At 60.4% G+C, this 12,374-nt stretch carries 12 protein-coding genes; 4 read left to right on the top strand and 8 right to left on the bottom strand.

Annotated elements, in window-relative coordinates:
* Positions 1–9 precede the first annotated feature (9 nt).
* Positions 10–1,284, top strand: a complete 1,275-nt coding sequence (locus ACYZTX_RS20175) for a glucarate dehydratase family protein (RefSeq protein ID WP_462035567.1) — start codon at positions 10–12, stop codon at positions 1,282–1,284.
* Here ACYZTX_RS20175 and ACYZTX_RS20170 read toward each other — a convergent pair.
* Positions 1,268–1,576: a DUF7693 family protein gene (locus tag ACYZTX_RS20170; RefSeq protein ID WP_462037083.1), complete on the bottom strand. Its 309-nt coding sequence runs from the start codon at positions 1,574–1,576 to the stop codon at positions 1,268–1,270. The two genes, ACYZTX_RS20175 and ACYZTX_RS20170, sit on opposite strands and share 17 nt — an antisense overlap.
* Positions 1,577–1,689: 113 nt before the next feature.
* Here ACYZTX_RS20170 and ACYZTX_RS20165 point away from each other — a divergent pair, with 113 nt between their 5' ends.
* Positions 1,690–2,079: a c-type cytochrome gene (locus ACYZTX_RS20165; protein WP_462035566.1), complete on the top strand. Its 390-nt coding sequence runs from the start codon at positions 1,690–1,692 to the stop codon at positions 2,077–2,079.
* A gap of 77 nt (positions 2,080–2,156) precedes the next feature.
* On the top strand, positions 2,157–3,263 hold the full coding sequence (locus ACYZTX_RS20160; RefSeq protein WP_462035565.1) for a sterol desaturase family protein: 1,107 nt from the start codon (positions 2,157–2,159) through the stop codon (positions 3,261–3,263).
* Positions 3,264–4,047: 784 nt separating this feature from the next.
* Here the strand turns inward: ACYZTX_RS20160 and phnE (ACYZTX_RS20155) are convergent.
* From phnE (ACYZTX_RS20155) to ACYZTX_RS20125, 7 genes are all read right to left on the bottom strand, one after another.
* Complete coding sequence (gene phnE / locus ACYZTX_RS20155; RefSeq protein ID WP_462035564.1) at positions 4,048–4,815, bottom strand: phosphonate ABC transporter, permease protein PhnE; 768 nt, start codon at positions 4,813–4,815, stop codon at positions 4,048–4,050.
* A complete protein-coding gene (phnE, locus tag ACYZTX_RS20150) occupies positions 4,812–5,639 on the bottom strand; it encodes a phosphonate ABC transporter, permease protein PhnE (protein WP_462035563.1) in 828 nt (275 codons plus the stop codon). The genes phnE (ACYZTX_RS20155) and phnE (ACYZTX_RS20150) overlap by 4 nt, the downstream gene beginning before the upstream one ends.
* Complete coding sequence (locus ACYZTX_RS20145; RefSeq protein ID WP_462035562.1) at positions 5,633–6,430, bottom strand: phosphonate ABC transporter ATP-binding protein; 798 nt, start codon at positions 6,428–6,430, stop codon at positions 5,633–5,635. Before ACYZTX_RS20145 ends, phnE (ACYZTX_RS20150) begins: the two co-directional genes overlap by 7 nt.
* Positions 6,427–7,278 (bottom strand): putative selenate ABC transporter substrate-binding protein, encoded by an 852-nt coding sequence (locus ACYZTX_RS20140; protein ID WP_462035561.1) that lies wholly within the window; start codon positions 7,276–7,278, stop codon positions 6,427–6,429. The genes ACYZTX_RS20145 and ACYZTX_RS20140 overlap by 4 nt, the downstream gene beginning before the upstream one ends.
* Before the next feature lie 176 nt (positions 7,279–7,454).
* Positions 7,455–9,170 carry an amidase gene (locus tag ACYZTX_RS20135; RefSeq protein WP_462035560.1) on the bottom strand — a complete coding sequence of 572 codons (1,716 nt, stop codon included), beginning with the start codon at positions 9,168–9,170 and terminating at the stop codon, positions 7,455–7,457.
* A 152-nt stretch (positions 9,171–9,322) separates the two neighbouring features.
* Positions 9,323–9,751, bottom strand: coding sequence for a nuclear transport factor 2 family protein (locus ACYZTX_RS20130; protein ID WP_462035559.1), 429 nt, complete (start codon positions 9,749–9,751; stop codon positions 9,323–9,325).
* A 35-nt stretch (positions 9,752–9,786) separates the two neighbouring features.
* Entirely contained in the window at positions 9,787–10,359 is a 573-nt protein-coding gene (locus tag ACYZTX_RS20125; RefSeq protein ID WP_462035558.1) for a chorismate mutase, read from the bottom strand.
* Positions 10,360–10,630: 271 nt separating this feature from the next.
* On the opposite strand from ACYZTX_RS20125, the gene ACYZTX_RS20120 reads away from it, so the two are divergent.
* Positions 10,631–12,304 (top strand): tetratricopeptide repeat protein, encoded by a 1,674-nt coding sequence (locus tag ACYZTX_RS20120; protein WP_462035557.1) that lies wholly within the window; start codon positions 10,631–10,633, stop codon positions 12,302–12,304.
* The last annotated feature ends 70 nt before the right edge of the window (positions 12,305–12,374 follow it).

Below are 12,374 nucleotides of genomic sequence, written 5' to 3'. Positions count from 1 at the left end.
AGCCGCTTCTTGAAAATCAAACGAGTCACCGTCACCCCAATCGCCTTCCGTGATCCGCCACTGCTCAACGCCAGTGGTATCCACGAACCTTTTGCGCTGCGCTCGATCATCGAGATTGAAAGTGACAACGGCTACATTGGTCTGGGTGAGAGCTACGGCGACGCCCCGGCGCTGTTGATCCAGCAGCAACTACAAGACCATCTGATCGGCCTCGATCCGTTCAACCTCAATCAGCTGCGCCGCATCGTGCAGGCCACGGTGGCGGCGAACAAACCGGCGAGCATTGCCGGTGCGGAATTGGCACCCGGCTCCCATGCCAGCAAAGCGGTGAGCAACGCGTATTCAGCGTTCGAAGTGGCTTTCCTGGACTTGCAGGCACACTCGCTGAATGTGCCATTGGTGGACTTGCTCGGCGGTGCGATCCGCGACGAGATCCCGTTCAGCGCCTACCTGTTTTTCAAGTACGCCCAGCATGTCGACTCGCCCTACAAACCCGACAGTTGGGGCGAAGCCCTGAACGAAGAGCAAATCGTCGCCCAGGCGCGGCGCATGATTGAGGCCAACGGTTTCAAGAGCATCAAGCTCAAGGCCGGCACGTTGCCGCCGGAGCACGAAGTGTCGTGCATCAAGGCGTTGAAAAAGGCTTTCCCCGGTTACCCGCTGCGGATCGACCCGAACGGCAACTGGTCGCTGGAAACCTCAATCCGCATGGCCGAACTGTTGGGTGACGACCTGCAATATTACGAAGACCCGACGCCAGGCCTGGACGGCATGTCCGAACTGCACAAACGCACCGGCCTGCCGCTGGCGACCAACATGGTGGTCACCGACTTTGATGAGTTCCGCCGCAGCGTGGCGTTGAACAGCGTGCAGATCGTCCTCGCCGATCACCACTACTGGGGCGGCCTGCGTGACACTCAGGCGCTGGCCAAAATGTGCGACACCTTTGGCCTTGGCGTGTCGATGCATTCCAACTCGCACTTGGGCATCAGCCTGATGGCGATGGCGCATGTGGCCGCCGCGGTGCCCAATCTGGATTACGCCTGCGACACGCATTACCCGTGGCAGGAGCCGGATGAAGAGGTGATCAAGGGCGGCAAAATACCCATCGTCGATGGCTGCGTGAAGATCACCCGTGCCCCAGGACTGGGTCTGGAACTGGATCGCGACCAACTGGGCAAGCTGCATGACCAATACCTGACCTGCGGCATTCGTCAGCGCGATGACGTGAAACAGATGCAGCGTTACAAGCCAGAATGGAAGGCGCTCAAACCGCGCTTTTGAGTTCAGTCAGCAGGCGCTCAATCTGCGCAAGCTCCCAGGTGCTGAGCAAACTGGCCGGGTCGGTGCCGTAACGTTGCCAGCTGTCGAACACGCCCTCGCGACCGTCCGGGCTCTGGCAACGTTGGCAATGGCGCAACTGAGTGCCGTCAACGTCGAGGGTCAGGCGCCAGCCGTCGATATCGACCAGTACCTGGCCGGGCTCGGATTGCTCATCGAGGCGCCGCAAAGGGCGAATGCCCAGCGCGGCGTCGCGCAGTGACTGGTAAACCTCGCGGGCGGTCAGAAGCGGCACGTGTGTCTCCGGTGAGTTCATGGCTTGCGTAGAAACGAGGTGCACAGGATAGACGATCATGGTGAAATCTCCGCGAGCTTCTGCTCTGGACACCCACTGATCTGGAACGCTACATGAAGAAAGCCGCCGTACTCACCTTCGCCTTGATACTCAGTACGGGACTGTTCAGCACGCAAGCACACGCGGCCGGCAATGCCGAAGCGGGTGCGACACTGTTCAAGCGGATATGCGGTGGCTGCCATCAGGTCGGGGAATCGGCACGGGGTTCTTTCGGTCCTGAGCTCAATGGCATTTTTGGACGCTTATCCGGAAGTACAACGGACTACCAATACTCCGACGCCATGAAATCAGCAGGCATCGTCTGGACCCGCGTAACACTGACTGCGTACCTCGACGATCCCAAAGCAGTGGTACCCGGCACTCGCATGATTTTCTGGGGGCTCAGCGACTCGGAAAAGATCGAAAATTTGTTGGCGTACCTGCAGACGTTTCAGCCGCAGTAGGGCTTTCGCCAGGCGCGGAACACGCGGTGGTTCCAATCTGATTTACAATGCCTCCCTTTGACGGAGGGCAGCTGTTCATGGATGTTCTCGCGCTTCTAAATGACTACCTGATCAAGTGGGTGATCGAGCCGGTCACGGACCAGTTTCTGGGTATTTTCGATCTGAACGGCCGTTTCAGCGTCGTGTTTCTCTGCTGTTCCTACAGCATCGCCTACAGCCTGTACCGATTCAGAAAAAATCGCGGGCTGACCGAGGCACGTTCTTTCGGGCAGTTCATCGGCGGAAGCCGAGTTCATTTTCATCGCTCGGCGTTGCTGGATTACCGGTACTACTTCGTGCGCGCCATCCTGAAAGTCGCGCTGGTGCTGCCCATTGTTGGCCTGGTTGACCCGTACGTGCTTCGATCCGGCGACTACATCAGGTTTTTCAACAATCTTTGGGGCGCGCGCGTGGAGGTGGGGGAGAACCTCTCACTTTCCTTGCTCTACGGGCTGGGCGTGTTTCTGGTGCAAGACTTCATCCATTACTGGGCCCACCGCGCCTTTCATTCCCGGTATCTTTGGGCGTTCCACAACGTCCATCATTCCGCGCCCGTCCTGGTGCCGGCGACGGCAAGCCGGATTCACTTTGTGGAAAAAATTGTCGAAAAACTGATAGACACTGTCTTTCTCGGCGCCTTTGCCGGGGTCTTTTGGTATGCCTGTGGCGGGGAGATTAGCCGGTATACCTTGTTCGGCGTGACCTATATGGTGTTCATCTTCAATGCATTGGCGGCCAACCTGCGTCACAGCCATGTCTGGCTTTCTTTCGGGTCGGTGGTCGAGCATGTGCTGAACAGCCCGGCACAACACCAGATTCACCACAGTGACGCGCCCCGACACTTCAACAAGAACTTCGGGATCAACCTGTCACTCTGGGACTGGATGTTCGGTACGCTCTACGTCACACGCTCGACGCCCGAGCCCATTCAGTTCGGCAGCGGCGAACGAGATCACGACCGTTACCTGACGCTCTATAGCCTGATCGTCACTCCCTTTGTGGACATCGCTGGCAAGATCCCCACCAGACGCGCCAGAGTATGGCCGTTGCGGCTCTCCGAAAAATTCCCTTTGAAGCTTTTCCGCCGACGTTGGCGTTCAACTCGCCTTGCGTCGCCAGTTCCCGGGGATGAGTTGGGTAGCTGATGCTGTTCACTTAAGGTTGGGGTGCATATCCGTTTCTGCGGTCACGGCGGCCATTGGTTCCGCCCTTACGGCGGGTCACTTTGGAAAAGAACCCCAAAGTAACCAAAGGGTTCTTGCACCTTTCGTTCGGTGCCTCGCTGTGGCTCGGCATGCCCTCGCTCCGGTCCTGCTCCGTGGGCCCGCCGCCATCGGCCATCCATGGCCGGGGGCGGCTAACCCGGCATCCATGCCGGGTTGCCCACTGCGCAGAACCTGCGCTCGGCCTCTCGAGGGTGCGGTGCCTCAAGATCAAAAGCTGCAGGCGAGCTAACGCTCGGCCTGTTGAGTGGTGGGAAGCAAAGGCGTACGCCGATCTGCTTTATGTGGGAGCGGGCTTGCTCGCGAAGCTGTTGATCTTGCTGTTGCTTTGCTTTGCTTTGCTTTGCTTTGCTTTGCTTTGCTTTGCTTTGCTTTGCTTTGCTTTGCTTTGCTTTGCTTTGCTTTGCTTTGCTTTGCTTTGCTTTGCTTTGGCTTCAGATCTGCCGCCCCTTTCCCAGAGGCCGAACGCAGGCGTTGCGCAGGGGGCACCGCGGCAAGGATGCCGCGGTAGCCGCCCCCGGCCATGGATGGCCGATGGCGGCGGGCCCCCGGAGCAATGCCGGAGTGAGGGCATGCCGAGCCTAAGCGAGGCACCGAATGGCGGGGCAAAAGCGCTTTGGTTACTTTCGCGCTTTTCGAAAGTGACCCGCCGTAAGGGCGGAACCCTAAGTCGCCGTTACCGCAGAAACGGATATGTACCCCAACCTTAGGCCTTGACCCAGCGTTGGCGGCTCCAGCTGCTCAGCGTATCGACGGCCAATACCAGTAACAGCATGGCCAGAATAATGGTGCTGGCTTGAGCTTCCTGGAACAAGCTGAGGCTGACATAGAGCATCTGCCCCAAACCACCCGCGCCGACGAAGCCGAGCACGCTGGCCATGCGGATGTTGTTCTCCCAGCGGTACAGAATATAGGCCAGTAGCTGCGGCAATAGATTGGGCAGTGTGCCGTAACAAAAAGCCCACACGGCATTGGCACCCTGCAGGCGGATAGCTTCGGCCGGTTCGGGTGGGGTGTTTTCCAGCGCTTCGGCGAACAGGCGGCCGAGCACTCCGGTGGTGTGCAGGGCTAATGCCAGGGTGCCGGCATTCGGGCCGAGCCCGGCGGCAAGGACCATCAACGCGGCCCACACCAGTTCCGGAATCGCGCGCAGGGCGTTGAGCACAAGGCGCGACGCGCTCTGCAGCGGCCAGCCGAATCGCCCGGCCGCGGGCAATGCCAATAGCAGACCGAGCACCGCCGCGAGCAGGGTGCCAAGGGCGGACATGGCGATGGTTTCCAGGGCGCCATGGCCGATGGCTTGCAGATGAGCCGAGCTCAGGTCCGGGCTGAGAAAACGCTGCGCATAGGCACCCATCTGGTTCAAATTGCCGGTGTCACCCAGTTCGGTGAGGTCGATGCCCAGATAGGTGAACGAGGCGACGACCGCTGCGCCGATGCTCAGGACCAGTACCAGGTTGAACAGGCGATTCATGCCAGCCTCCAGCGCAGCAGGCGGCTGAGTTGATCGGCGAGCAGCACCAGGACGAGGAAGGTCAATAACAAACTGGCCACTTCACCGCCGGCAAACATGCGCAACGACAAATCCATTTGCTGGCCGAGACCGCCGGCGCCGACGAAGCCCATCACCACCGATGCGCGGATGGCGCATTCCCAGCGGTACACCGTGTACGACAGCAGCTCCGCAGCGACATTGGGCAGGATCCCGTAGCAAAAGGCTGCGAGCCGACCACTGCCGGCCTGCAGCAACGCGTGGGCCGGGCGCTGATCGACCGACTCGAAAATTTCTGCGTAGACCTTGCCCAGCATGCCGCTGTAAGTAATGGCAATCGCCAGGACCCCGGCAGTCGGGCCGAGGCCGACGGCACGAACAAACAGTAAGGCCCAGACGATTTCCGGCACGCTGCGCAGGAAGATCAGTAAACCGCGCACCGGCCAACGCAGCAGATGGCCCCAATAGCTCGGGTGGCCGGCACGGGACGCAGCAGACAGCGACAGAGCCCGACTGGCCAGCAGGCTGGCGGGGACTGCCAAGAGCAACGCCAGGGCCATGCCGGCTGTGGCGATGGCCAGGGTCTGCAGGGTGGCTTGCAACAACAGCTCAATGAATTCCTCGCCATGAGCCGGTGGCCAGAAGGCTGATACAAATTTGCCGATCTCGCTCTGACTGTCACTGGCTACCAGTACGCTCAGGTCCAACTCGCTGTAGTGGATGCCAGGCCACAGCAGGGCAAGGGCCAGCAGAATGAGCAGCAGGCGGGGGCGGGTGGCGGGGTCTCGGGTATCGCGCGTCAGCATCGGGGAATCTGCACACTCATGGGTGCCGGCGGAATGGGCGAGGCTTGCAGCTGTTCGTTGGCGTAGAGCTTGTCGAGCAGTTCGCGGTCGACAGCGCCGGCCGGCAGGTCGAACAGGACCTGTCCATCCCGCAGGCCGATGATCCGCGAAAAATTCGCCAGGGCCAGTTCCACCGCATGCAGGCTGGCGACCAGGGTGACGTTGTGCTCCCGGGCATGGTGGCAGAGCACCGAAAGCGTGTGCTCGGCGAGCACCGGGTCCATGGCCGACACCGGCTCATCGGCCAGCAACACCTCGGGCGCTTGATACAACACGCGGGCAATGCCCACGCGCTGTAGCTGTCCACCGGACAGCTGCTGGCATTGCGCGAACAACTTGTCACTCAGGTCCAGCCTCGCCAATGCCGCACGTGCGCCCGGAATATCCAATGGGTGCAGCAGGTTCAGCAGGCTCTTGCCCAACCCCCACTGGCCAAGCTTTCCGGCCAGAACCGCGGTGACTACGCGCAAGCGCGCTGGCAAGGGGGGCGATTGATGGATCAGACCGATGCGAGCGCGCAGACGCTGACGCAGACGGGCAGAAAGCTGCCAAGGTCGCTCGCCGAGCACCTGCAGCTCGCCGTCGTCCGGTCGCAGGGCGGTGCCCAGCAGGTTGAGCAAGCTCGACTTACCCGCGCCGGAGGGGCCGATGATGGCGACCTGTTCGCGTGCACCGATGTGCAGGTCCACGCCACGCAGCGCCTGGACGCCGTTGGCGTGGGTAAGGTTGACCTGGGTCAGACGCAACGTCATTTGAGCAGGTCGGCGGCGCGTGCGGCTTCCTCGATACCCTTGTAGTTTTCAGGCTTGGTTTCGATGAAGCGGCTGGCGGCCTGCAGATCCAGAATCTCCTTGTCCTTTGGGTTCGCCGGATCGAGTGCGAGAAAGGCCGCCTTGATCTTGGCCGCCAGCGCCGGGTCGAGCGTCCCGCGCACGGTCCAGTTGTAGTCGAAATAGGCCGGGGTGGTCGCAAACACTTTGACCTTGTTGGTGTCGACCTTGCCGGCGGCAACCAGTTTTTCCCACACGCTGGCGTTCAGTACCCCGGCGTCCACCTTGCCGGCCTGAACCCAGGCGGCGGTGGCGTCATGGGCACCGGAGTAGCCCACGCGACTAAAGTACGTTTCCGGCTTGATGCCATCCTTCAGCATGAAATAGCGCGGCATGAGGCTGCCCGACGTGGAGGACACCGAGCCGAAGGCGAAGGTCTTGCCCTTGAGGTCGGCGAGGGATTTGATGTTCGGGTCAGCGGTGATGAACTTGCTGGTGAACTGGGCGTCCTGTTCGCGCTGTACCAATGGAATGGCATTCCCGGTTTTCAGGCGTGCCTGTACGAACGTGAAGCCGCCCAGCCAGGCCAGGTCGATTCGGTCGGTGGCCAGCGCCTCGACCACGGCCGGGTAATCGGTAACGGGCACGAATTCGACCTTCATGCCTAATTTTTCTTCCAGATAGGCGCCCAGGGGTTTGAACTTGCGGAGCAGTTCGGTCGGGGCTTCATCGGGAATCGCGCTGACTTTCAGGGTGTCGGCGGCCTGCGCCAGCAGGGTACAAAAAGACAGGGTTAAGCCGATGGCCAATGCCAGGGTACGCTTGAGCATGTAAGTTCTCCGTTTCAATAGCGCAAGAATGACGCTGCGCTAGGCACACGCTGATTGCTGAATGGCGCTTTGTGAGGGTAGACGAAACGCAGTGAATATATGAACTCCTGCGTCGTTGGCCTGCTTTGTCGTCAGTGTGCGGGATTGGAGCGTGTAATGCCCCAATCCCGCCACTTCTATTTTTTGCCAACTGGCAAGGGTGGGGTGCGAGGCGGGATCAATCGTTTTGTCCCAATCGACTCGAACGCCGACGCCAAGCGAAGCAGCGTCGAATCGTCATAGGCACGACCGGCAAAGGTCAGCCCGACGGGCATGCCGATGTCCGGCATGACGCCCATCGGTACAGTGACGGTGGGCACACCCAAGTGCCGGATAGCAAGATTGCCGTTGGCAACCCATACGCCGTTGCTCCACGCGATATCCGCAGACTTCGGATCGACATCGGCATTCGCCGGCCCAACGTCGGCTACTGTCGGGAATATCACCGCATCGAGCGCCAGCCGATTCATCCAGTCCTCAAAATCGATGCGACGCGTCTGTTCAAGTCCGCGCAGTCCGTCAGGCAATGTGGTGATCTGGTCCCACGGTGTGATGCCGCGCTCGGCCATCTTCACGTACTCGTCCATGCCAGCGGCAAGGTCGTCCTCCCGGTTGGGGAGCGTCCCGGGGTCATGCGGGAAAATCAGCGGTCCATCGACATCGGCCAGACGGTTCAACTTGGGATCGCCATTGGCCCGCAGAAAATCATCGAACGCCCAGGCCGACAGGTCCCACAACTCATGATGAAGGAATTCTTTGGACACCAGGCCCCGCGTAAACACGGTTGGCGCACCAGGACGATCACCTTCGCAATTGGAGACCAGCGGGAAATCGACTTCGACCACTTCGGCACCGGCCGCTTCGAGTGCCTGGCGAGCGGCTTCCCAGAGACCGATCACGGAAGGACGAGTGTTGATTTTCTGCCCCGTCGGGCCACCGATGCCTGGCGCATCGGCCGTACCGGCTTCGGGATCCGCGTTGATGTACATACGCGGAACACCAAAGCGCTTTCCGGCCAGTGCATCGGTATTCGCTGCAAGCGACCCATAGGAGGCTGGACGCACCGAGGCGACACTCGGAATCGGCACCCAGGGTTGCATCCGCCACAGATCGCCCCGGGTTTCGGGATCATCCGCCACCACCACGTCGAGCACCTCGAGGAGGTCGGCCATGGATCTGGCGTACGGCACGACAACGTCCATCGTCGGCGTCAACGGCCAGTTCCCGCGCACCGAGATCACCCCGCGCGAAGGCGTATAGGCGCACAAACCATTGTTCGATGCAGGGCCGCGTCCGCTCGACCAGGTTTCTTCCGCGAGACCGAATGCCGCAAAACTGGCGGCGGTGGCAGTACCGGCGCCGTTTGATGAGCCCGATGCGAAAGGAGCGGTGAGATAGTCACCGTTGTACGGGCTCTCCGCACGGCCGTAGACCCCGCGCTGCATGCCGCCGTTTGCCATGGGCGGCATATTGGTCTTGCCCAGGCAGATCGCGCCAGCAGCGCGAAGCCGTTCGATCGTGAACGCATCGCGATAAGCAATCAGGTTCGCGAACGCGGGACTTCCCGAGGCGGCGGTGAGCCCCTTGACCAGATAACTGTCCTTGGCCGTGTAGGGAATGCCATCGAGCGGACCCAGCGTCTCGCCCTTGGCCCGGCGGGCATCGGACGCCCGCGCCTCGTTGAGCGCCTCGGTGTTTCGAACCACCACAGCATTGAGGGCGGTGGGCGTGTCGGGTCCGTCGTAGGCATCGATCCTGGCGAGGTAGGCCTGGACCAGCTCAACCGCAGTGGTTCGGCCAGACTCGAGCGCAGCACGCAGTTCGGCAATGGAAACCTCGGTGACCTCGATCATGCTGTTACCACCGACGGCTGATGGGGGAGGGGGTGAATGTTTCCTTCTCGCTGAATGTTGGGCTCAGGGGCATCACTTACTTCAAAATGGGTATTCATCGGTGTTCTCGTTGCGCGGCTTTATGCGTTCTATTTAACACCAAGCCGGGGTCATCAGGCTTTGCTGGCCGCCAGGTAAGCGCCAAGGCGTTGTCCCATTTGCTCGCCCAAGGCTTGCAGGCCACTCAAGGGACGGACCATCACCTCAAATTCAACGATTTTTCCTTGTTCATTGAACCGGATCATATCAATGCCCTTCAGCTCTTTTCCGCTGACGTTGGCGCTGAACTCAAGGACGACGTTCAACCCGTCGGCCGTCGACAGCTCCCGGTGGTAGACAAAATCCTCAAATACCTCGATGACCGTGTTGAGAATCTTCGATACCACGCCCGCACCCGAGTAAGGCGTGTGAGCCATCGGCGAGCGGAATATCGCCTGTGGGTCCAACAAACCGGGCAAGGCGCTCAAGTCACCCTTGCTGATCATGTCGTGCCATTGGTTCAGGGATTCTGCGGCGTTGGGGTGCAGTTTCAGTTCAGACATTTTCAACTCCTGTATTTTTGTTGTTTTGCAAACGCTCATCGATCAGCGACACACAGCTCTCCGGTGGCGCGTATCAGTGCCTGACCATGCAGACCGTCCTTGATCAGGCTGGATCGTTCTTTGGCTAGCCAGTTCGCGCATTCCGGGTCTTTGCGATAGGGCGCAAAGTCCGCGTACTGCTGCAACAGACGGTTTTGCAGCTCATCCAGCTGTGGCCGGATTTGATTGGCGAGGTCCGGCCTTGGCGTGTCAGGCGCCTTGCCAGCCGCTCGCCAATGAGCGAGCAGTCCGTACTGCAACAGCTTGCTGGCTTCTATCTGTGCCGCGATCAATTCGGCCACTTCGTCCGGGTTCAGTTTGCGGTCCACGGCCATCTTCCTGGCGCTGGCAATGACTTGCGTTTCCCGGGCACTGTCCTGGATCGGTTTACCACTGTCCCACTTGGTCAGCGCCACGAGATCACCAATGCTCAGGCGCTCGTTCAACGTCACCAGCAGCGGTCGCAAGCTATCGGGCGCCGGGGAGGGCGCGCTGGCGTGTGCACTGCAGGCGAGTAACCCGAGGATGGCGCAGGTCAGCAGGTGCGGTAGGCGTGAGGAACGGGGCATCGGCAAACCTCATTGGGTACGGGACTCACAATCAGGTGTTATGTATCACAGGTGTGGCAGAGGCATTAAGTGGGGAATGATTTATTTTTTGCACGAAAAAGCCCGGCTTGTCAGGCCCACACCTGCGCACGCCGGCAATGAACCTCCTGTCGTCGGCTGTTCCGCCCAGCCAGAACCGCAGGGGTATGCTGGACCTTTTGAACTGTCGGGGTTCTCCAGGTCCGCAAGGATTTCCTGCGAGGTTCCATGCTCTGGTCGAGAGGATAAACCGATGCATGACTATTACGATTTGGGCACCTACAGCCGTCCGGTGACGACCCACTCGTCCCAGGCCCAGCGCTGGTTTGATCGTGGATTGTTATGGTGCTACGGCTACAACCACGACGAATCCATACGATGTTTCCACAAGGCGATCGAACACGACCGTGATTGCGCGATGGCCTACTGGGGCATCGCCTACGCTTCGGGCCCGAACTACAACAAGCGCTGGGATGCCTTCATCGAACAGGAGTTGAAAGAGGCCGTGGCCCAGGCCCGACTGGCGACGCAAGCCGCGCTGGCGCATATCGACGGCGCAACACCGGTGGAGCAGGCGCTGATCCGGTCCCTGGAGCAACGCTACCAGGCCGATCAGGCGACCAGCCTTGAGCAACTCTTCACCTGGAACGATGCCTATGCGGCGTCCATGCGCGATGTCTACAAAACCTTTCCCGAAGATCCCGACGTCACAGCGCTGTTTGCCGAAGCGATGATCGACCGCACACCCTGGCAATTGTGGGACCTGAAAACCGGTGAACCCGCGGCGGGCGCCGACACGCTCGAGACCGTGGCCGTGCTGGAACAGGCACTGCGGTGGATGGAGCAGCACGGCGATGCGCCGCACCCGGGCGTGCTGCACATGTACGTCCACACCCTGGAAATGTCGCCCTATCCGGAGCGGGCATTGCGAGCCGGCGATGTCCTGCGTGACCTGGTGCCGGACGCCGGACATTTGCGCCATATGCCGTCGCACATCGACGTGCTTTGTGGTGATTACCGTGGGGCCATGGTCACCAATAGTCGGGCGATCCTGGCCGACAGCAAATACCTGGAACAGGAAGGGCCACTCAACTTCTACACCCTGTACCGAAGCCACAACTATCACTTCAAACTCTACTCGGCGATGTTCCTCGGGCAGTACAAACCGGCCCTGGAAGCCGCCGATCAGCTGATTTCGACCATCAAGGAAGAACTGCTGCGCGTGGAACAGCCACCCATGGCCGACTGGCTGGAAGGCTTCGTGTCGATGAAGGTCCACGTGCAGATACGCTTCGGCAAATGGCAGGACATCCTCGCCACCCCGCTGCCGAACGACCAGGCGCTGTACTGCGTGACCACGGCCATGTTGCATTACGCCAGAGGCGTAGGGCATGCGGCCACCGGGTACATAGCCGCCGCAGAAGCCGAACAGCGTCTCTTCCTCGAAGCCTGGACCCAAGTGCCGGACACACGCTACCTCTTCAACAATACATGCACCGACATTTTGGCCGTTGCCGCAGGCATGCTGCGCGGGGAAATCGAGTACCGCAAAGGCAACTACGACGAGGCTTTTGCTCACTTGCGCGAGGCGTTATCACTGGACGACAACCTGCCTTACGACGAGCCATGGGGCTGGATGCAACCGGTCCGGCATGCGCTGGGTGCGCTGCTGCTGGAGCAGGGCAGGGTAGAAGAAGCCTTGCAGGCCTATCGGGCCGATCTGGGACTGGACAACACACTCAGCCGTGCGTCCTGGCATCTGGACAATGTGTGGAGCCTGCACGGTTATGTGGAATGCCTGAAACGACTGGGTCTGGATGCCGAGGCTGCTGCCGCCCAGACTCGGCTTAATCTGGCAATGGCCCGGGCTGATGTGGAAATCACGGCATCGTGTTTTTGTCGGGTTGGAAAGCGTTGTTGCGAGTAATGCCCGGCATGACTCACTTGACGAATGAGCAACAGCAGGCGGCAAGTGAGGGCATCGCCCACTTTGCCGT

The sequence above is a fragment of the Pseudomonas sp. MDT1-17 genome (assembly GCF_054898105.1).
The sequence above is the reverse complement of the archived record's forward strand: the minus strand, read 5'-3'. Positions and strand labels throughout refer to the sequence as shown.

Excerpts from the sequence above, each read along its gene's own strand:
- ACYZTX_RS20120 (WP_462035557.1), top strand. The coding sequence starts at position 10,631 with ATGCATGACTATTACGATTTGGGCACCTACAGCCGTCCGGTGACGACC.
- phnE (WP_462035563.1), bottom strand. The coding sequence starts at position 5,639 with ATGCTGACGCGCGATACCCGAGACCCCGCCACCCGCCCCCGCCTGCTG.
- ACYZTX_RS20130 (WP_462035559.1), bottom strand. The coding sequence starts at position 9,751 with ATGTCTGAACTGAAACTGCACCCCAACGCCGCAGAATCCCTGAACCAA.
- ACYZTX_RS20160 (WP_462035565.1), top strand. The coding sequence starts at position 2,157 with ATGGATGTTCTCGCGCTTCTAAATGACTACCTGATCAAGTGGGTGATC.
- ACYZTX_RS20135 (WP_462035560.1), bottom strand. The coding sequence starts at position 9,170 with ATGATCGAGGTCACCGAGGTTTCCATTGCCGAACTGCGTGCTGCGCTC.
- phnE (WP_462035564.1), bottom strand. The coding sequence starts at position 4,815 with ATGAATCGCCTGTTCAACCTGGTACTGGTCCTGAGCATCGGCGCAGCG.
- ACYZTX_RS20140 (WP_462035561.1), bottom strand. The coding sequence starts at position 7,278 with ATGCTCAAGCGTACCCTGGCATTGGCCATCGGCTTAACCCTGTCTTTT.
- ACYZTX_RS20165 (WP_462035566.1), top strand. The coding sequence starts at position 1,690 with ATGAAGAAAGCCGCCGTACTCACCTTCGCCTTGATACTCAGTACGGGA.
- ACYZTX_RS20145 (WP_462035562.1), bottom strand. The coding sequence starts at position 6,430 with ATGACGTTGCGTCTGACCCAGGTCAACCTTACCCACGCCAACGGCGTC.
- ACYZTX_RS20125 (WP_462035558.1), bottom strand. The coding sequence starts at position 10,359 with ATGCCCCGTTCCTCACGCCTACCGCACCTGCTGACCTGCGCCATCCTC.